Origin of the sequence: Crossiella sp. SN42, from assembly GCF_023897065.1 — a bacterium.
Lineage (GTDB): Bacteria > Actinomycetota > Actinomycetes > Mycobacteriales > Pseudonocardiaceae > Crossiella.
The window spans coordinates 74904-95113 of the sequence record NZ_JAMHIV010000040.1 but is presented as its reverse complement, the minus strand read 5'-3'; the positions used below and the strand labels follow the sequence as shown (position 1 = coordinate 95113).

Here is a 20210-nt window from a genome sequence, read left to right as displayed (position 1 = left end):
GCAATCTATCAGCTCTTCGCTGACAGCTTGCTCCGGGGCTTGTTTGCTCTGGAAGCTTTCGGGCGCCCACTCTACCACCTTCTGGTGGGAGCTTGGTTCGCGGCCCTTCCGGCGGCCCGTTCCCGGTTATTTCCGGGGCCGTTCCGCGCTGGCAGAGAGAAAGTTACTCAGGGGCGAATGAGAAGTCAAATCGGCTGGTCAAGGGCGGTTTGGCCGATTTGGCGGGGCGGCTGACCAGGGGGTTCTTCGAGCAAACTCAGCGCAGCCCGCGCGGACTGGTTCTTTGTGCGCGGCGAACCGCGGCTGGCGGCGGGGTACCGCGTTGTCGCGGTCGGCTCGCGCCCCGGCCGTTAGCATCCGGGGCAGGTTCGGCGAGGGGAAAGCTTCGATGAGCGAGAAGGCGGCGCGGCCGATCGCGTGCACCATCACCACCGTCGCCGGGATGCCCGCAGCGCGGGTGCTCGCCGCTTCCTATCTGGAGTGGAACCCGGGGCACGAGTTCGTCATCGCGGTACTGGACGGTGACCAGGGCGCGCGCCAGGTCAACGGGGTGCGGGTGGTCGGCTGGGACGGGTTCGGGCTGACCGAGGAGAACTACCTGCGGCTGGCGACCGCGTTCCCGGCCGCTGAGCTGCGCACCGCGCTGGTTCCTTTCCTGCTGCGCGCGCTGCTTACTAGGACAGACCTGGTCACCAGCCTGAGCAGGGACACCAAGGTGTTCGCGCCCTTTGTCCAGCTCGCGGACCTGACCAGGGCGCACGGGGCGGTGCTGCTGCCCAGGCTGCTGGCGCCGCTGCCGGAGGACGGGCTGGCGCCGAGCGAGGCCGAGGTGCTGGCCGGCGGGGTGTTCGACCCGGCGTTCCTGAGCGTGACCGGGCGGGCCGGGGCGATGCTGGACTTCCTGTGCGAGCGGGTGGAACGCAACGCGCTGAGCGGGGACGACCGGTGGCCGAGGTGGACCGATGAGGTCACCGCGCTGTTCCCGCACGTGGTGCTGCGCGATCCCGGGGTCGGGGTCGGGCACTGGAACGCGGGTCAGCGGCCGGTGACCGCGGACGCCAGTGGCACGCTGCGGGCCGGTGGCGAGCTGCTGCGCACGTTCGTCTTCAGCGGGTACCGGCCGGAGACGCCGTGGCTGCCCGCCGAACTGCCGGGGCGGCCGAGGGTGCTGTTCTCCGCGCAGCCAGCGTTGCGCGCGATGTGCGACAGCTATCGGGATGAGCTGCTGGCCGCCGGCTACCGGCTGGACACCCCTGAGGTGTGCAAGTTCGACGAGCTGCCGGACGGCACGCCGCTGACGCCGCTGGTCCGGGAGCTGTTCCGGGCCGAGTGGGGCAAGGCGGTGACCAAGCAGCGGGCGGGCAAGGCCGCGGAGATTCCGCCGCACGCGTTTGGCCCGGACAAGGGTGGCGCGTTCCGGGACTGGCTGGCCGGGCCGGGCAACCCGATGCAGGCGCACTCCGGGCTGAACCGCTGGGTGACCGCGATCTGGGACAGCCGGGTGGACCTGCGGGTGGTGTTCCCCCGGCCGACCGAAGGCGACAACGAGGCCTACCGGCAGTGGTGCCGGAACGTGGCCACGACCGAGCACGACCTGGCGGAGTGGGCGGTGCCCGAGCCCGCGCTGGCCCGGCCCGCGCCGGTGGCCGAGTTCGGGGTGAACCTGCTCGGGCACCTGACCGCCGAGCTCGGCGTCGGCGAGCTGGGGCGGGCGCTGCACAAGGCGGTGCACGCGGCAGGCGTGCCGACCGCGACCGTGGTCGAGGACTTCCTGGTCAACAACCGGACCGCGATCGAGCGGCCGGCCTCGCTCGGCGCGCCGAAGTACCCGCTGAGCGTGCTGTGCATCAACGCCGACACCACCACGCTCGCGGTGGACCTGTACCCGCACCTGTTCCACCAGCGGTACCGGATCGGCGTGTGGTCCTGGGAGCTGGACGAGTTCCCGGCGAGCATGCACAAGGCGTACGAGCTGGTCGACGAGATCTGGACGATCAGCGAGTTCTGCCGGGCGGCGATCGCGGCGCACACCGACAAGCCGGTGAAGGTGTTCCCGATCCCGATCAGCGACCCCGGTCCGCCGAACCGCGCCCGCAGGCTGCCCGGCGCGGCGCCGCGGTTCCTGTTCGCCTTCGACTTCAACAGCGTCGGCGAGCGGAAGAACCCGTGGGGGCTGGTGGAGGCGTTCCGGCTGGCGTTCCCGGACGATCCGGACGTGCGGCTGGTGGTCAAGGCGATCAACGCCGACCTGCACCCCGGCGCGGCGGAGCGGCTGCGCGCGGTGATCGGCGCGGATCCGCGGATCGAGCTGCTGGAGCGGTACCTGTCAGTGGCCGAGCTGGCCGCGCTCTACGACGAGAGCGACTGCTACGTCTCCCTGCACCGCTCGGAGGGCTTCGGCTTCACCGTGGCCGAGGCGATGGTCCGCGAGCTGCCGGTGATCTCCACCGACTACTCCGGCACCGCCGAGTTCCTGGACGTGGTGACCGGCTTCCCGGTGCCGTTCAAGTTCACCCAGGTGGGTGAGGGCTGGGACCCGTATCCGCCGGATGCCCGCTGGGCCGACCCCGATCTGGCCGCCGCGGCGCGGGCCATGCGGCGGGTCGCGGATGATCCTGAGCACGCCGCTGCGGTGGGCCGGGCGGGTCGCGAGTACATTCTGCGTACCCGCACCGTGTCGGCCGCTGCGAACTGGGTGCGCGAGCAGCTCGAGCAGGCGTACCGGGCTGCCCAGCGACGAGGCGCCTGAACGCGCCGGCAGGCGCAAGGGTAACGACTCGGCAGCGGCAGACACCACTGACGATGGCATCGGCACAATATGCCGCGTCTTCTTTACCCAGTGGAAGGGGGTGCCAGGGTGACCTGGCATGACGAGCTACGCAAGCTCGACGAGGGTCTGGCCGCCGGCCTGATCTCCGCCGAGGAGTACCGCGCTCGCCGCGATGAGCTGCTGTCGGCGGCGGCGGGGGCGGGTGGCTCACCCTCCTTCACACCCCCGGGTGGTCAGCAGCAGAGCATCGACAGCACCCAGGTGATGCAGCCGATCCGGGACAACACCCCCAATCCGGCCGGCGCCGAGGCCACTCAGGTGGTGCCCAACGGTGGCGCGGAGGCGACCCAGGTGGTGCGCGGCTGGCAGCCGCAGCCGCCGGCCGGTGACGCCGACCGCACCCAGGTGGTGCCGAACACGGGCGGGCAGCCGGGCTTCCCGCCGCCGCCCCAGCCGCAGCACCAGCAGCACCAGCAGCCGTTCCCGGCCTCGCCGCCGAGCGGGTTCCCGCCGCCCCCGTTCCCGCCGCAGCACCACCAGCAGCCGCCCCAGCAGCAGCCGCAGACCCCGTGGGGCGACGAGTCCAACGCGGCTCCGCCGTGGGGCAACGCCGGTGACCTGCCGCCGCTGCCGCCCGCAGGCAACGAGGCGTGGATCCGGCAGGGCCCCGAGGTCTTCGGCGCCTCCTCCGGCAAGTCCTCCAAGGTGCTGCCGATCATCGGCATCGTCGTGGTGGTCGCGCTGATCGGCGCCGGGGTGTGGTTCTTCGGCTTCCGCGACACCGGCGCGGGCCCTGCCGACACCACCTCGAACACCGCGTCGGCCGCGCCGACCACGACCACCTCGCAGAAGCCGCTGGAGCTGCTGCCGCCCGGTCCTGGCACCCCCGACCCCAAGAACGGGGTCAAGGACCTCGGCCAGCTGCGCTCCGACGAGCTGCTGCAGAACGGCGAGGTCGCGGTCATCGGCAGCGCCAACCCCGGTGAGATCTCCTACAAGGGCAGCACCGAGGGCAAGTTCCAGTACTCGGCGATCGTGATCGAGACCAAGGACGAGGCCGCGGCCAAGGACCTGCAGAAGAAGATGGTCGAGTTCGCCCGCACCGACGGCATGGTCGACGGCGTGGTCGGCGAGCTGCCCAAGAACGGGACCATCCTGCAGTTCATCGACGACGCGCGGGCGCTGTTCCGCATCGTGTGGGTCTCGGGCAACAAGGTCGTGCGCACCAACGTGAGCCAGAACCCGGTGCCGCCGCAGGGTCCGAACCGGGACTCTGAGCTGGTCCGGGAGTTCCACCGGCTGACGGTGGGTGTGGCCGCCAAGTTCCCCGGCCAGTGAGTGACCAGGTGACGCGGGAGCGCGGTGGGTTCACCCCGATCTCGCAGGTGGAGATGGCGGCGCCGGAATGGTTGCGCCGCATCTCCTGGCCCTCGGTGCTGATCGCGATCTTCGGGTTGCTGCCGGTGCTCGGCACGGTGCTGGAGATCGCGGGCGCGCCCAGGCTGCACTTCCTGGACTACTGGCACCTGCTCGCCCGGATCACCAACGACGACGGGACGCTGATCCCCCGGGCGATCGTGCAGTACCACAACGAGCACCCGATGTTCGTGCCCGCGCTGCTGTTCTGGCTGGACGCCAAGTTCCTCGGCGGCAGCAACCACGCGCTGGGCGCGCTCACCGCGGTGTTCGCCGCCGGGATCGTGCTGGTGCTCAACCTGATGCTGCCCCGGTCGCTGGCGGTGGTGAAGCGGACCGCGCTGACCGCGGCCTTCGCCTTCCTGGTGTTCTCCACCAACGCCACCGAGATGTTCGGCCAGGGCATGAGCGGGATCAGCTGGATGCCGCAGTTCTTCTTCGCGGTGCTGGCGCTGCTGCTGGCCCAGCGCGGTCGGCCGGTGTGGTCGATGGCGGGCGCGCTGGCCGCCTGCGTCAGCCACGGCACCGCGTTCGCGGTGTTCCCGGCGCTGGCGCTGGTGTTCTTCCTGCGCGGTGACCGGGCCCGCCGGGTGCTGTGGCCGCTGGTGATCGGGCTGGTCGTGGTGGTGGGCTGGCTGCTCACGGTGAACCAGGCGCCCAAGACCGGTGGCGACCTGCGCGCCGATGACTACCTGGCGATGACCGCGGGCACCATCGGGCAGCTGTGGTCGGCCAAGGCGCCGGACATCGCGGTGGTGCTCGGCGGGCTCACCGCGGCCGGGATCGTGGCCGCGGTGGTGTTGTTGCTGCGCAAGCGGACCGGCGGCGGGATCGACGCGTCATTGGCCGGCTGGGCGGGCGTGGGGCTCTACATCCTGGCCGCGGCGGCGATGATCGGCCTCTCCCGCGCGGCGCTGGGCATCGGGGTGTCGCTGGCCGGGCGGTACGCGGAGATCGCGGCGCTGGCCGCGGCCGCGCTGCTGGCCCTGGCTGTGCTGTGGTTCCCCTCGGTCTCGGTGGCCAGGGTGACCGCCGTGGTGCTCACGGTGGCCGCGGTCGGCTACGTCGCGGGCAACGGGCAGGCCAACATTCAGCGGCAGATCTACCAGGAGCAGGCGATCACCGCGGTGGCGATGCGGGTGAACGCGCCTGCCGAGATGTCCCGGCTGCGGGTGCCGAAAGAGGTGCTGCCCGCGGCCAAGGCGCTCGGCGTCTACCCGTTCAGCGCCGACTTCACCCTGGGCTGTGGCCGGCCGGGGCTGGAGCTGGGCGACCAGGTGGACCCGAAGCAGATCCAGGAGCTGGCCGCGCCGGAACCGGGCCTGCCCAACGTCGGCAACGTGGACAGCGGGCCGGTGCGCGGGGACGCGCCGATCGTGGGCTGGGCGCTGGTGAACCAGCGCGCGGTGGACTGCGTGCTGGTGCTGGACTCGGTGAACCGGATCGTCGGTGGCGGCGAGGTCGGTGTGCGCAGGGCCGACATCGGGCTGGCGCTGCACGTGGACGAGCAGAACAGCGGGTTCACCGCGGTGGCCGCGCCGGGGGCGACCAGCCCCAGGATCGTGGTGGGCGCGCGGGGTTCGCTGTTCCACGTTGGTGCCGTGACCGCGAAGGGCTGAGTTGGTGAGCGGGGACAACGACGAGCTGTGGCGCGGGCTGCTGGCCCCGCTGCGGCCGGCCGCCGGGGCCCGGATGGTGCGGGTCGGTCCGGAGGGACTGGCCGGTGGCGGGCCGTTCGACCTCGCGTTGCTGGACGGCACGGTGGAGCACACCGCTGATCCGGCCGAGCTGCTCGCGCAGGTGACCGGGCAGCTGGCCGAGGACGGCGTGCTGGTGCTCGCGGTGCACAACCAGCTGGGGCTGGGGCAGCTGCTGGGCAAGGCCGATCCGGTGCGGCAGCGGTTGTGGCTGGGCGCGGCGGACTACCCGGGCGTGCGCGGGCCGCGGACCTGGACCCGGTCGGTGCTGGCCGAGCTGCTCGACGGGGCCGGCCTGACCGCGCAGCGCTGGCTGGCCTGCTACCCGGACCAGGCGCGGCCCAGGGTGCTGGTGGACAGCTCGGTGTTCGAGCGGGACGACCAAGCCGAGCTGGTGGACAAGCTGGTGCGGGACCCGCTGCTGGGCGCGGCTGACGAGCAGCTGGCCGCGGCACCGGGCAGGCGGCTGCACCAGCTGGCGCTGGCCGAGGGTTTCGCCGGGGCGGTGGCGCCCGCGTTCCTGGTGGTGGCCGGGCGGCGGCCGGAGGCGGTGGCGGAGCTGGTCCAGCCTGGGCTGGCCTGGCTGGTCAACAGCAGCAGGCACGCGCGCTGGCAGCGGACCCGGCGGCTGACCGAGGACCTGGTGCTGGAAACGATCGAGGGCACCGAGGACGCCGAGGGTTGGCTGCGGCAGCGGGTGGCGGCGACCGAGCCGTGGCTGCCGGGCCGGTGCCTGGACGCGGAGCTGCTGGACGCGCTGGCCGAGGGTGATGTGAACCGGGCCGGGGTGGTGCTCGGGCTGTGGTGCCGGGTGTGCCTGACGCCCGCGCGGGCGCTGACCGCGGAGGACCAGCGGCATCCGTTCCTGCCGGGGCGGGCCGGGGTGCCGGTGCTGCCGCCGGACTGCCTGGACGTGCACCCGGGCAACGTGGTGCTGGGACCGGACCGGGAGGCGCGGCGGATCGACCTGGAGTGGGAGGCCGGGTCGGGGGTGGACGCCGAGCTGGCGCTGCTGCGCGGGCTGCGCGAGTTCGCCAGGGAGCTGCGGGACTCGGGCGCGCCGCACCCGTGGCCTGCCGAGACGAACCTGCAGAAGCTGCTGTTCCGGCTGGCTGACCTGTGCGGGCTGGGTGGCCCGGCCCGGCAGCGGTGGACCGAGCTGACCTCGGCCGAGGTCGCCTTGCAGCAGCTGGTCTCCGGCGCGCCGCGCGAGCAGGTGCTGGCCACGCTGGAAGCGGACGCGGTGCTGCCGGGCAGGCCGAGGGTGTGGGAGCTGCCGCCGGGGCTGGGCGAGGTGGGCCGGGCGCTGGCGGCCAAGGAGCAGGCGGAGAAGACCGCGCGCTCGCTGTGGACCGACGTGGAGGCGCTGCGCCAGCAGATCGCGCACCGGCAGGCCGAGCTGACCCAGGCGCGGGCGCAGGCCGAGGAGCTGCGGGACGAGCTGAGCCGGGAGCACCAGGCGGCCGAGGCCGCGCTGCGCACCGCGGACGCCGAGCGGGAGGCGCTGCGGCAGGAGCTGGCGCGCACCCAGGACGAGCTGGTGGAGCTGGACAACCGGGTGGGCAGCGCGTTCGCCGGGCTGGCCGAGGCGACCGAGGACTTCGAGCGGATCAGGGCCGAGGCGGACACGGCGCGGGCAGAGGCGGCCGGGCACGCCTCGGCCGGTGCGCAGCTGCGCGACCGGCTGGCCAGGACCAGGGCGCGGCTGGACGCGCTGGAAGGGTCCTCGCTGGTCAGGGCGGGGCACCGGTACGTGTGGCCGGCCGCGCGGGCCGCGCGGGGGGTGCGCGACCTGCTGCTGGGCCGCGGCGGGGCGGAGCCGGACAGCGTGCTGCGGCGGGCCAGCCGGTACGCGCCCGCGCTGGCGCCGTTGCTGGCCCGGCGGTTGCGGGTGCGCGAGGGTGGCGCGCGCGAGGCCGGGTTGCGGTTCGTGGTGGACGTGCCGACGGAGCCGGTGCACATCGGGCGCGGGCAGGTGGTGGACCTGGCCGGTTGGGCGGTGCACGCGGACCTGCCGGTGCGGGCGGTGTGGATCAAGGCGGATGGCCGGATGTGCCCGGCGAACCTGGGTTACCACCGGCCAGTGGTGCGGCGGGAGCTGGGCGCGGCCGGGTGGCACGTGCCCGACGGCAGTGGGTTCCGGGCGCGGGTTCCGCTGCCCGCCGGGCCGACCAGGCACGACCTGCCGCTGGAGCTGATCGTCGACCTGGCCGACGGGACCCGGCTGCACCGGGCGCTGCCGGCGTTGCGGACCAGGGCCGAGGTGGGCATCCGGCCGGTGCGGGTGGACTGGCCCGGCACCGGTCCCCGGGTGGCGATCTGCCTGGCCAGCTACCACCCGGATCGGCGGTTCCTGGCCGAGCAGCTGGACTCGATCCGCGCGCAGACGCATGACAACTGGGTGTGCGTGATCTCCGACGACGGCACCGATCCGGCCGCGCGCAGCGTGCTGGGCGAGCTGACCGAGGGCGATCCGCGGTTCGTGGTGGTCGAGCACGAGCGCAACGTGGGCTTCTACCGCAACTTCGAGCGGGCGCTGCGGCTGGCGCCACTGGACGCGGACGCGATCGCGCTGTCGGACCAGGACGACGTGTGGGACGCGGACAAGCTCGCGGTGCAGCTGGCGCGGCTGGCCGATCCGAAGGTGCAGCTCGTCTACTGTGACATGCGGCTGATCGACGACTACGGCAAGTTGATCGCGAAGACCTCCTGGGACAAGCGGCGCAACCAGTGGACCGAGCTGGACGCGCTGCTGATGCTCAACACGGTCACCGGCGCGGCCTCGCTGGTGCGCGCGGACCTGGTGCGGGAGCGGGTGTTGCCGTTTCCGCCCGGCACCCCGACGGCCTACCACGACCAGTGGATCGCGGCGACCGCGCTGTCCGTCGGCGAACTGTCCTTTGTGGACCGTCCGTTGCAGTCCTACCGGCAGCACGGGGAGAACGTGACCGGGTGGATGCTGCCGTGGTGGACCTCGGGCCTGCCCGGTCCGGTGGGGCTGGCCGAGCTCAGCCTGGGGAACGAGCGGCGGCTGACGCCGCAGCGGCGGGAAGAGCTGGAACACGTCGTGGAGCACGAGCTGCGGCGGATCGCGCAGTTCGCCTCGGTGCTGCTGGCCCGCAACGAGGACCGGCTGGCGCCCGCGGACCGCGCCGAGCTGGTGAAGCTGGCCGGGGTCGAGCGGCAGCTGTCGGTGCTGGTGGAACTGGCCGCCCGGAACGGGAAACGGCCGGAGACCGGCGGGACTGAGCGGTACTTCCTCACCGCGGCGCTGCGCTGGCACGCGTTGCGGCGGGCGCGGCGGCGGATGCCGGAGCGGACCGTGCCACCGCTGGACTGAACCCGTCCGCTCAGCTCGGCTGTGGGGTCCCGCCGGGGCCAATGCCGACCGGCGGGGCTGACCCGATTTTGCTAACGCTGGATGTCGTCCTGCGTTTGGCGCTGGTTGTGGGCACGGGCCTCGTGCAGCTGGTCCTCGAGGCTGATGATGCGGCAGGCCGCGTCGACCGGGGTGCCCTGGTCGACCAGTTCCCTGGCGCGGGCGGCCAGGCGGAGTTGATAACGGGAGAACCGGCGGTGCCCGCCCGAGGAGCGCTGTGGCTCGATCAGTCCGGCTTCGCCGAGGGAGCGCAGGAAACCCTGCGTGGTGCCGAGCATCTCGGCCGCGCGGCCCATGGTGTAGGCCGGGTAGTGCTCATCATCAAACTTGTCCGCCGCGTTTGGCGCAGCGACGTCGCGCTGGTCTGGGATCACTAAACCTCCGCATCACGAGGGGCCCCGGCGCAGTAGCACCGGGGCCCCAGGGTTTGGGTTTCACCATTATGTCCGCTTCCGCGATGACGGCGGATCAAGCGGGGATCGCTGATTCGTAACCGAAGACCACCTTCTTTCGATGGAACTGCGGTACCCGCCGGCGAGGTACTCAGCCAGGCAGGCGATCCGATGATGTGGCCCGTCCCTTCTTCTCTGGTTCACCGCTTTACTTCGACCTCGGCAGCTGCCGGGACCCCGTTCCCTGATCGGCCCCGGCACGCCTGCCGTCTTACTACTTACTACTGCGTCTTGCTACTTGCGTGTTGCCACTTCGTACTGCTTCTTACTACTTCTTTCCGTACTACTTCTTTCTTGCTGTCTCACCTCGTGGGTAGTTCGTCATCTCCCACGCTCGCTCGACACTGTCTCTCTCGGTATGAGTAGAACACTACACGCCGGTGGGCACGAATGTCTACCTCGGCCACGATAGATTTTCTGCCGAGGGCGAACAGGGGCAGTCGCGGGCAGGTTGTCGCAGGTGAGGTGCCGGAAGCCGGTGTTCGCGGCGGCGGCGGTCAGGGCGTGGCGGTCGCGAAAGTCGTCGCGGGCGGCGCGATGCCGCAGTGGATGAGGACCTCGGCCATCGCGGCGCGGAAGTGGCGCTCGGTGAAGTGGGTGGCGGCCAGGTCGAGCAGGGCGGACTGGACGCGGGTCCACTTGGCGTCGTCGTCGAGCAGGCGCTGGGTCAGCTCGGCGAGCTCGGCCGGGGACTCGGCGACCAGGTGCTCGCGGAGCTCGCCCAGGGGCAGGCCTTCGGCGGCCTGGGGGGTGGTGATGAACGGGAGGCCGTGGGCCATCGCGTCCAGCAGCTTGGTCTGCGCGCCCGCGGCGGCCGGGGACGGGTTGACCAGGACGCGGGCGGTGCGCAGGTAGGGGGCGGGGTCGGGGACCCAGCCGATGACGTCGACGCCGGGGGCGCGCAGGGAGTCCGGGGCGTGCGCGCCGATGACGCGCAGGCGGGGGGCCTCCAGCAGCGGGAGGACCTGCTCGATGAGGCGCTGGGCGGCGATCTCGTTGCCGGTGGTGGTGGCGGCGAAGGCGCCGTAGAAGAGCAGGCCGTCGCGGCGGTCCAGGCCGGTGGCGGCCGGGGTGACCGGGACCGGGTACGGGGCCACGCGCAGGGTGGCCTGCGGGGCGTAGCGGGCGGACCAGTCGAGCTCGGCCTGGCTGCCGACGGTGCTCAGCTCGGCCCAGGACAGGGCCGTGCGCTCGGCCTCGCGCCAGGTGGCGGCTTCGATGGCGCAGTGGCGGCGGGCTTCGGCGTCCGGTAGCGCCGAGAAGCGGCGTTCGGCTTCGCGGTGCAGGAAGGTCTGGGTGTCGAACAGGCGGACCGCTTGGGGCTGGGTGCGGGAGAGCTGTTCCGCGAGCGGGAAGCCGCGGGCGGAGAGGGCGACGATGACGTCGTAGAGGCCCGCGCGGTCGCGGCCCCACGCCTTTGGATCGTCCACAATGGACACTTCGACGCCGGTGGCGCGCAGGGCGGCCGGGTCGCCCCTGGTGGCCAGCACGGTGACGGCGGCCTCGGGAGCGGCCTGGCGCCAGTACTGGATGACCGCCCAGGCCCGTTGCGCGCCTTGGCCTTGGGTGGGGTCGGGGACCTCGTCTGTGGTGAGCAGCACGCGGTAGGGGGCGAGCTGGTCGCGCAGCCACCACAGCCGGTGCCAGTGCTCGTGCACGTCGGCCACTGGCGGGCGCTTGGCCAGCGCTTCCGGCCAGCGGCGGACGAAGACCTCGTGGTTGATCGCGGACAGCTCGATCGCGCGCGGGGTGGTGCTGCTGCCGTGCCGGATGTGCCGGACCTGCGAGGCGGGCTCGACCCAGATCTGCCAGCCCAGCGAGCGCAGGTGGAACTGGAGGTCGGTGTCCTCGAAGTAGGCGATGTGGAACTCGGGCGAGAACCCGCCGGTCTGCCAGAACGCGCGGCGGCGCATCAGCAGGCAGGCGGCCGAGGAGTAGTCGGCCGAGCGCGGGTACAGCGGGGACAGGTCGGCGTCGCCGTCGCCGAGGCCGCGGCTCCAGCCGTCGCCGCCGATGATGCTGCCCGCCTCCTGCAGGCGGCCGTCCGGGAACACCAGCACCGAGCCGGCCGCGGCGGCCTCCGGGGTGGAGTCCAGGCGGGCCAGCAGTGGTTCCAGCCAGCCGGGGGTGACCTCGACGTCGGCGTTGAGGAAGCAGACCAGCTCGGTGCGCGCGTGCTGGACGCCCAGGTTGCAGCCCGCGCCGAAGCCCAGGTTCTCCGGCATCCGCAGCACGGTCGCGCCGGTGAGGTTGGCTTCGAGCCACTCGCCGGTGCCGTCGGGTGAGGCGCTGTCCACCACCACGACCTCGTACGGGCCTGGCGTGTGCTCGGCGAGGGTGTCCAGGCAGCGGGTCAGCATCTCCCTGCCGTTGTAGCTGACCAGCACGAAGGTGACCCTGGGGATCGCGGTCACGGCTTGCGGAGCTTTCCGTAGGCGTCCCTGGCCGGCTGGGCCCAGCGCATCAGCTTGGTGTTGCGCAGCGCGGCCAGCTCCTTGCTGTCGGCGGCCAGCCGGTCGATCTCGGCGGCCAGCGCGCGGTGCCGTTCGGCCAGCTCGCCGTGCAGCCTGCGTTCCTCGGCGAGCTCGGCGCGCAACGCCTCGGCCTCGTCGGTCCGCTCCTCCTCGGGGGTGTGGCTGAGGAGCTGTTCGACCAGGCGCTGGCGCTCGATGAACATCCGCTCGCGCAGGGCCGCGTTGGCCGCGCGCAGGGCTCGGTTCTCCGCGGCCAGGTCGCGGGCGGGTGGGCGGCCGGAGGCGGCGCGCTGGGCGGCCTCGGCGATCGCGTCGAAGTGCTCGACGACCGCCTGCCGCCGGGAGGCCGGGGGCTTGAGCGCGGCGTGCACCGCGTCCAGCAGCTTGCCCGCCCGGTCCGCGATCTGCTTGGTGGCGCCGAACTCCAGCACCGGCCAGCGCTGTTCGCCGGTCGGGTCCAGCAGGACCCAGCGGCGGTCCAGTCCGGCGGCGGCCGCGGCGGCGTGCTCGTCGGCGGCGATCACCAGGCCGGCGCCCGCCAGCACCGCGATCCGGTCCTCCAGCACCAGGTCGGCGGGCAGCAGGTGGCCTTCGCAGGCGGGCGCGTGCGGGCCGGTGGGCAGCAGCACGATGTGCTCGATGGCCAGGAAGTCCTGGATCTTGGCCAGCACCGGCGGCAGCGCGGCCAGCTCGCCCGCCAGGTCCGGGGTGAGCTGCACGACCAGGTAGCTGCCCTCGGCAGGCAGGATGCGCAACTTGCGCAGGTCGCCCTGGCGGGTGGCCAGCGCGCCGGGGCTGACCAGGCTGTCGGCCAGCAGCGCCGGGTGCGGCACCACGGCCACGTCCCACTGCAGGCCCGCGTCGGCCAGCCGGTCCCTGGACCGGATGTCGCGGACCGAGGGGTAGGGCTGACCGGCGAACGCGGAGACCAGCTGCGGACTGGGCTTCTCGGCCACCCGCACCGCGCTGACCAGCACCGGGTGCTCACCGAGCGCGTTGGTGAAGAACTCCGCGCCGGGGACTGGGGCGCCGTAGAGCGCGGCCAGGTCGGCCCCGAGCTCGAAGGCCGGGGTGATCACGGTGAGGTCGGCGGCGGCCAGCGCGGTGACCCGGCGCGGCCGGTACTCGCCGAGCGGTTCGGCCACCAGTCCGCCGTCGGTGCGCAGCGGACGGGTCCAGCCGAACGGGGCGTGGAAGGAGATCCGCCAGTCGGGCAGCCGGGTGGACAGGTGGTGCTCGGTGAGCCGGGGCAGCAGCTGGTCGCCGAGCCCCGGGAGGTCGGAGCTGCTCCACACCGCAAGCGCACCGACGGTTGGCGACGTGGGCTCCTGCACGTCCCGCACTTTAACCGAGTCGGCCATGGCGGCTCGGCGAACCGGGCAATACCGTTCTCCGCGATCAGGGGAGGATCGATGCACGGGAAAACGAGGCTGACGGCTGTCGTCAGCACGGTGGCGCTGGCCGCCACACTGCTGACCGGGGTCGCGGCGGCCGCGCCCGGCCACACCTACCACGTGGACAACCGGGGAACCTGCGACAACAACGGCTCTGCCACGACCAGCCTGCCGTGGTGCGACTTCACCCCGGTGAACGCGCGGACCTTCACCGAGGGCGACCACATCCTGCTGGCCAGGGGCGCGGTGTGGAACCAGCAGCTCAACCTGCGCGGCACCGGCACGGCGGCCGCGCCGGTGACGCTGGCGGCCTACGGCAGCGGAGCGCGGCCGCACATCCGGCGCAACGGCGTGGCCGAGGACCGGGGCGTGCTGCTCACCGATCCGACGCACTGGCGGGTCAGCAACCTGGAGGTCAGCCGGGCGGGCGCCGGGATCGTCGCCTACTTCAGCACGCTCGGCCACGAGGGCCTGACCTTCACCGACATCTTCACCCACGACATCACCGGCATCACCAGGGGCGACTGCGCCCGCACCGGCGGCATCTTCAGCTCGGCCGGTATCCAGATCACCGGCGACCGGCTGCGCTTCACCGCCCAGCAGTACGCGCTGCGCGATGTGCTGCTGCGGGACATCGAGGGCACTCGCAACCACGACAGCGTGTCCTTCGACTGGTGCAACGGGCTCACCGGCGCGGACGGCCACGACGGCAACAGCCTGGTGCAGGGCGTGGTGCTGGACGGGCTGAACCTGCACGAGGACGCGGGCGCGGGCGGCGAGTGCCACGACGGGCTGCGGCTGGTGAACATGCGGCACGTGGTGCTGATGAACTCGGTGCTGCACAAGGAAGCCGGCTGCCACTCGCCGAGCGGCACCGCCGCGGTGTTCCTCGGCCGGGTGCTGGATGTCAGCTTCGTCAACTCGATCGTCACCGCGGTGCCGCACACCGGCTCGCCGGACCAGGCCGGGTTCGACCACGAGGTGGTCACCGACTCGGTGAAGATCAGGAACAACCTGATCGCGGACAACGCCGGGCCGGGCGTGGAGTACCTGGCGATCTACCCGCAGGGCGACCACAGCCGCAACCACGAGCTGTCCGGGAACCTGCTGCTGAACAACGCCAAGGCGCAGCAACCCAACCACCTGGGCGGGGTCACCAGGATCGGCCACCTCAGCAGGCCGACCGGGTCCGTGCACGACAACCTGTACTTCGAGCCGACCGGGCTCACCGGGGTCGCCGACGGTGGCGATTTCGACGGCTTCACCGTCAGGGACAACGCCGAGGTGCACTCGGTCGCGGACACCGCGCACGCGCCGAGCTCCTTCGCCGACCGGCCGCAGGCGGGCTGGTCCTATCAGCACAGCGCGACCGGCTTCGGCTGGCAGAACCTGACCTTCGACCCGGCGAGTGGGACCTATCGCGGGCCGGCGGGGGCGAGCGTCGCCAGGTTCACCCAGACTCCGGCCGACGAGGCCGGCTGGACCGCGCGCACCTGGACCGCGCCGAGGGAGGGCACCGTCGCGGTGCGCGGCCGGGCGCTGAAGGCAGAGGTGGGCGGCGACGGCGTGCAGGTCCGGATCACGCACAACGGGCAGGAGCTCAGCCGCCGGCGGATCGAGCCGAACGATCTCCAGGGCCAGCCGCTGGACGTGCCGCGGCTGGCGGTGCGGGCCGGTGACGTGCTGCGGTTCGAGGTCAACCGGGGTGCGGCCGCCGGTGCGGACCGGATCAGCTGGGCGCCCGCGATCGGCTACCTGGCCGAGCCCTCGCGGTGGTGGCGCTTCGACCGGGACACCGAGGGCTGGCAGCCCTGGCACCAGCTGACCGGTTCGGTGCGCGCGGGCGTGCTGACCATGGAGGCCAGCGGCGACGACCCGTTCCTGCTCTCCCCCGCCGGACTCGGCCTGGCGGCGAACGGCCGGAACTTCGTGGAGGCGCGGCTGCGCAACAGCACCCCCGGCGGCGCGGCCCAGCTCTACTTCATCACCGAGGACGATCCGGTGTGGTCCGACGACAAGCAGCTGACCGTGCCGGTCCCGGCCAGGGACAGCCTGTTCCAGCTGGTGCGCTTCGAGGTGGGCGAGCACCCGAAGTGGCGGGGCCGGATCACCCAGCTGCGGCTGGACCCGAGTGTGGCGGCCGGTCGCAGCGAGCTGGACTACCTGCGCGTCGGCTGAGGCTCCGGTGGCGGCGGCCGTCCGGTGGATGAAGACTTCTTCATCTGCGGCTCATCTACGCCTGACCCGCACGGGAGAGGGTGGCGGCATGAGGTGGTCGGGGATCGGGGTGGCCGTCGCGGTGGCTGCCGCGGTGGCCGCTGCCGCGCTGGCGGTGTTCACGCTGGTCGGTGGCCCGCGCCCGCCGGAGATCCCGGCCGAGGTGTCGGTGAGCGTGCCCGCGTACGCGCCGACGCCGACGCCGACCGGGCAGCCCACCAGCGGACCGCCCACCAGCAAGCCGAAGCCGACGCAGACCACCGAGGTGCCGCCGCCACCGCCGGATGACGACGATGACGACGACGATGACGACGGCTAGGCCCGGGGTGCCCGCCCGGGTGCGGATCATGGGCTGGCTGCTCGGGCTGATGCTGCTCGCGCTGACCGTGGTGGCGGTCGGCGGCTGGCGGCTGCTGGTCTCCGACGTGGACGACCGGATCAACCGGGGGTTGGAGCAGGAGGCCAAGGAGTTCGTCGACTTCGCGCAGGTCGGCCGGGACCCCAAGACCGGGCAGCCGGTGGCCGACGCGTACGGACTGATCAAGGCGCACCTGCACAACAACCAGTACCCGGAGCCGAACGAGATCCACCTGGCGGTGCTGGTGGAGGCGAACGGGACCGTGCACGTGACCAGACAGGGCGTGCAGCCGGTGGACGTGAGCGGGGACAAGGAGCTGATCCGGCGGATCGTGTCCGCACCGGAGAGCTACGGGACCACGCCGACCGCGGCCGGGGACCTGCGCTGGGCCAAGGTGCCGCTGAAGGCCACCGGGCAGGGGCAGCCGTCCTTCGTGACCGCGTTCTTCGTCACCGGCATGCGGGCCTCGGCCGACCAGGCGATCCGGTTGCTGCTGCTGGTGTCGCTGATCGGGTTCCTGCTGGCGGCCGGGGTGTCCTGGGTGGTGGCCGGGCGGATCCTGGCGCCGATCCGGACCGTGCGGCAGGCCGCGGCGGAGATCACCGAGCGGGACCTGACCCGGCGGATCCCGGTGCACGGCAAGGACGACATCGCGGCGCTGGCCGAGCAGTTCAACCTGATGCTGGACCGGCTGGAGCAGGCGTTCCGGACCCAGCGGCAGTTCCTGGACGATGCCAGCCACGAGCTGCGCACGCCGATCACCATCGTCTCCGGGCACCTGGAGCTGATGGGCGACGACCCGGCCGAGCGGGCCGAGGTGGTGCGGCTGTGCACCGACGAGCTGGACCGGATGAACCGGATCGTGCAGGACCTGTTGCTGCTGGCCAAGGCCGAGCGGCCGGACTTCCTGCGCCCGGCCCCGGTGTCGCTGCCGGAGCTGACCAGCGACATCGACGCCAAGGTGCGCGCGCTGGCCCCCCGGCGCTGGGTGCTGGAGTCGATGGCCGAGGGCGAGGTGGTGCTGGACGCGCAGCGGGTCACCCAGGCGATGGTGCAGCTGGCGCAGAACGCGGTGCAGCACACCGGCGCGGGCGAGGAGATCCGGCTGGGTTCGGCGGTGCACGGGGAGAACGTGTCGTTCTGGGTCACCGACCGGGGGCCGGGGATCGCCGAGGAGGAGCGGCAGGCGATCTTCGACCGGTTCGCGCGTGGTTCCTCCGGGCGCGCGGACCGCAGTGGCGCCGGGCTGGGACTGGCGATCGTGAAGGCGATCGCGCAGGCGCATCACGGGGTGGTGCAGGTGGTGTCCGAACCGGGCGCCGGAGCGACTTTTGGCATCGAGCTGCCGCTGGTGGCCGTGGTTGAGGAGGCTTCGTGGGCCGGATCCTGATCGCCGAGGACGAACAGCGGATCGCGTCGTTCGTGGAGAAGGGCTTGCGGGCCAACGGGTTCAGCACCAGCACGGTGGGCGATGGCAACGCCGCGCTGGACTACGCGCTGACCGGGGACTTCGACCTGGTGGTGCTGGACCTCGGGCTGCCGGGCCGGGACGGGTTCGCGGTGCTGCACGCGCTGCGGCAGGCCAGGGTGACCACGCCGGTGATCATCCTGACCGCGCGGGACTCGGTGCACGACACGGTGGCCGGGCTGGAGGGCGGCGCGGACGACTACATGACCAAGCCGTTCCGGTTCGAGGAGCTGCTGGCCAGGGTGCGGCTGCGGCTGCGCACGCCGGAGCGGGCCCCGGAGGTGACCGTGCTGCGGCACGAGGAGCTGTCCCTGGACCTGCGCACCAGGCGGGCGCAGATCCAGGGCCGGACGGTGGACCTCACCGCGCGCGAGTTCTCCCTGCTGGAGCTGTTCCTGCGGCATCCGGGACAGGTGCTGACCAGGGAGCAGATCCTCTCGCACGTGTGGGGTTACGACTTCGATCCGGGCTCCAACGTGGTGGATGTGTACGTGCGGGCGCTGCGGCGCAAGCTGGGCGCGGAGTGCATCTACACCGTGCGCGGCATGGGTTATCGGCTGGGCGCGTAGCTACTCGGGCTTGTTGCCGGTGGCGCTGCCGACGGTGAACGGGGTGCGGACGCCTTCGTAGCCCAGGTGCAGGGTCATGCCGTTGGTGGCGTGCAGCAGGTCGTGGCAGTGGTCCATCCAGATGCCGGGGTTGTCCGCCTTGAACGCCACCTCCCAGGTCTGGCCCGGCCGGACCAGCACGGTGTCCAGCCACAGCGGGCTGCCGGTGAACGGGGTGCCGTCGCGGCTGAGCGCGAGCACGTGGTGGCCGTGCAGGTGCATCGGGTGGTCGTTGATGCCCTTGTTGCGGAAGGTCATCCGCACCAGGTCGCCCTGGCGGACCATCAGCATCGGCGCGTCCGGGAAGACCCGGCCGTCCACCGTCCACAGGAAACCCAGCCGGCCGGCGTGGAAGCCGACGCCCTGGTCGAGGTCTACGGTGAAGTGCTTGGTGTAGGCGGAGTCCGGGCCGAACGGGGTGGGCTTTGGCTTGCCGTAGGCGGTCAGGTCCAGTTCCGGCGCGGACTTCGGTTGGTCCACTGTGGACACTCCGTCCGGGCTGAGCACCAGCGCGGTGCGGGTGGCCGGGCCGCCCAGGCGCACCGGGTGCGCGGGCATGGTGAACTCCAGGTCGGCCCGGCCACCGCCGCCCAGGGTGATCGAGCGCTCGCTGACCTCGGCTGGTTCGTGCAGGTCCTGGCCGTCCAAGGCGGCCAACCGGAACGGGGCGCCGGTGAAGGTGAGGCGTTCGGTGCCGGAGTTGGCGTTCACCACGCGCAGCCGCACCCGGCGGCCCGGCTCGGTCCGGCGCAGGTCCACGCCGGCGTTGAGCTGGTGCACCATCAGGGTTTCGTCCACCTCGGCGACCGGGCCGGTGGCCGGGTCGATCACCAGCGAGCCGAACAGGCCGCGGGTCACCTGCTCGTTGGCCACCTGGTGCGAGTGGTACCAGTAGGTGCCCGGCTTGTCCGCGCGGAAGCGGTAGGTGAACTCGCCGCCGGGCTGGACCGCGTCCTGGGTGACCCCGGCGACGCCGTCCATCGCGTTGGGCACGTCCACGCCGTGCCAGTGGATGGTGGTCGGGGTCCGCGCCAACCGGTTGACCAGCGTCAGCTCGACCGTCTCGCCCTGCGTCACCCGCAGCGGCGTGCCGGGCACGGTGCCGCCGAAGGTCCAGGCATCCTCGGCGCGTCCTGGCAGGCGGGCCTCGTCGGCGACCAGGGTGAACCGGCGCACCGGTCCGGAGTACGGCCCGCCGACCAGGTCCGTGACGCTGACCGCCGGACCGCTGGTCGCGCCGTGGTGGCCGTGCGCGTTCATGGAGAGCCGGTCGGGGAAGGCGGACATGGTGCTGCCCACCGCGCCGCAGCCCGCGGCCGCGACCACCAGCACCAGCGGCGCGGCCAGCCGGGCCCACGGCGACCAGCGGATCGTGCGCTCCTGACCGGCCAGCCGCCGGTGCCGCTGGGTCACGTCGACCACCACCACCAGCGCGACCAGGGCGAACACTCCTCCGCTGAGCCACAGGGTGATCGTCTCCTGCACCACCAGGTTGAGCACCAGCAGCAGCCCGCCGGCCACCGCGGCCAGCCGGGCGGGCAGCACGACCCTGGGCGCGGCCGCGGCCAGCCGCAGCTCCGGCGTGGGTCCGGCCGCGCGGATCGCCCGGTTGAGCAGCGGCAGGGTGTCCCGCGTGGCCAGCACCAGCGGCACGCCCAGCAGCACCAGGGTGCGCAGCGGGCGGATGCCGAAGGCCAGGCCGTGGCCCAGCAGCAGCGCCGCGGGCAGCAGCTTCAGCGCCAGCACGGCGAGCACGTAGTAGTAGCGGCGGCGGGCGGCCCGCGCGGTGCGCTGCCAGTTCCGCGCTTCCGGCAGCCGTCGCACGGCGCGGGCCCACAGCAGCAGGGGCAGCAGCACCAGCAGCGAACCCATGAACTCGAGCAAGAATCCCAAGGCGTACACGATGCTCAATAGTGGGCAGCTGACCTGCGAAAATCGTCAGCCTGGGCGCGACACTGAGCCGTACGTCCGCGCGCC

Annotated in this window: 12 protein-coding genes; 8 read left to right on the top strand and 4 right to left on the bottom strand. The window is 72.5% G+C overall.

Going from position 1 to position 20210, the window contains the following annotated elements; all coding sequences use genetic code 11:
• The first annotated feature begins 388 nt into the window (after positions 1-388).
• The 4 genes from M8C13_RS37385 to M8C13_RS45640 all read left to right on the top strand — a co-directional run bounded on the left by M8C13_RS37385 (position 389) and on the right by M8C13_RS45640 (position 9223).
• Positions 389-2749, top strand: a complete 2361-nt coding sequence (locus M8C13_RS37385; RefSeq protein ID WP_252485530.1) for a glycosyltransferase family 4 protein — start codon at positions 389-391, stop codon at positions 2747-2749.
• Positions 2750-2857: 108 nt separating this feature from the next.
• The gene (locus M8C13_RS37380) at positions 2858-4108 is read left to right on the top strand and encodes an SHOCT domain-containing protein (protein WP_252485529.1); all 1251 of its coding nucleotides are present in this window, start codon (positions 2858-2860) and stop codon (positions 4106-4108) included.
• A gap of 8 nt (positions 4109-4116) precedes the next feature.
• A complete protein-coding gene (locus tag M8C13_RS37375; protein WP_252485528.1) occupies positions 4117-5805 on the top strand; it encodes a DUF2079 domain-containing protein in 1689 nt (562 codons plus the stop codon).
• Between the two features lie 4 nt (positions 5806-5809).
• On the top strand, positions 5810-9223 hold the full coding sequence (locus tag M8C13_RS45640; RefSeq protein WP_252485527.1) for a glycosyltransferase: 3414 nt from the start codon (positions 5810-5812) through the stop codon (positions 9221-9223).
• Positions 9224-9294: 71 nt separating this feature from the next.
• Here the strand turns inward: M8C13_RS45640 and M8C13_RS37365 are convergent, their stop codons facing one another.
• The 3 genes from M8C13_RS37365 to M8C13_RS37355 form a co-directional block, all read right to left on the bottom strand.
• Positions 9295-9636, bottom strand: coding sequence for a helix-turn-helix domain-containing protein (locus M8C13_RS37365; RefSeq protein WP_252485526.1), 342 nt, complete (start codon positions 9634-9636; stop codon positions 9295-9297).
• A 575-nt stretch (positions 9637-10211) separates the two neighbouring features.
• On the bottom strand, positions 10212-12128 hold the full coding sequence (locus M8C13_RS37360) for a glycosyltransferase (protein ID WP_252485525.1): 1917 nt from the start codon (positions 12126-12128) through the stop codon (positions 10212-10214).
• Positions 12125-13522, bottom strand: coding sequence for a hypothetical protein (locus M8C13_RS37355; RefSeq protein WP_252485524.1), 1398 nt, complete (start codon positions 13520-13522; stop codon positions 12125-12127). Before M8C13_RS37355 ends, M8C13_RS37360 begins: the two co-directional genes overlap by 4 nt.
• Positions 13523-13600: 78 nt before the next feature.
• Between M8C13_RS37355 and M8C13_RS37350 the strand changes: the two genes are divergently transcribed.
• The 4 genes from M8C13_RS37350 (at position 13601) to M8C13_RS37335 (ending at position 18194) form a co-directional block, all read left to right on the top strand.
• Entirely contained in the window at positions 13601-15760 is a 2160-nt protein-coding gene (locus M8C13_RS37350; protein ID WP_252485523.1) for a hypothetical protein, read from the top strand.
• An 88-nt stretch (positions 15761-15848) separates the two neighbouring features.
• Positions 15849-16118: a hypothetical protein gene (locus M8C13_RS37345; protein WP_252485522.1), complete on the top strand. Its 270-nt coding sequence runs from the start codon at positions 15849-15851 to the stop codon at positions 16116-16118.
• Entirely contained in the window at positions 16105-17547 is a 1443-nt protein-coding gene (locus M8C13_RS37340) for a cell wall metabolism sensor histidine kinase WalK (protein ID WP_252485521.1), read from the top strand. Before M8C13_RS37345 ends, M8C13_RS37340 begins: the two co-directional genes overlap by 14 nt.
• On the top strand, positions 17532-18194 hold the full coding sequence (locus M8C13_RS37335; protein WP_252485520.1) for a response regulator transcription factor: 663 nt from the start codon (positions 17532-17534) through the stop codon (positions 18192-18194). Before M8C13_RS37340 ends, M8C13_RS37335 begins: the two co-directional genes overlap by 16 nt.
• Here M8C13_RS37335 and M8C13_RS37330 read toward each other — a convergent pair whose 3' ends face one another.
• A complete protein-coding gene (locus M8C13_RS37330; RefSeq protein WP_252485519.1) occupies positions 18195-20126 on the bottom strand; it encodes a multicopper oxidase family protein in 1932 nt (643 codons plus the stop codon).
• Positions 20127-20210: the final 84 nt, after the last annotated feature.

Bases quoted from the DNA above. Each gene is read 5' to 3' on its own strand.
- M8C13_RS37350 (WP_252485523.1), top strand. From the start codon at position 13,601: ATGCACGGGAAAACGAGGCTGACGGCTGTCGTCAGCACGGTGGCGCTG.
- M8C13_RS37345 (WP_252485522.1), top strand. From the start codon at position 15,849: ATGAGGTGGTCGGGGATCGGGGTGGCCGTCGCGGTGGCTGCCGCGGTG.
- M8C13_RS37385 (WP_252485530.1), top strand. From the start codon at position 389: ATGAGCGAGAAGGCGGCGCGGCCGATCGCGTGCACCATCACCACCGTC.
- M8C13_RS37340 (WP_252485521.1), top strand. From the start codon at position 16,105: ATGACGACGGCTAGGCCCGGGGTGCCCGCCCGGGTGCGGATCATGGGC.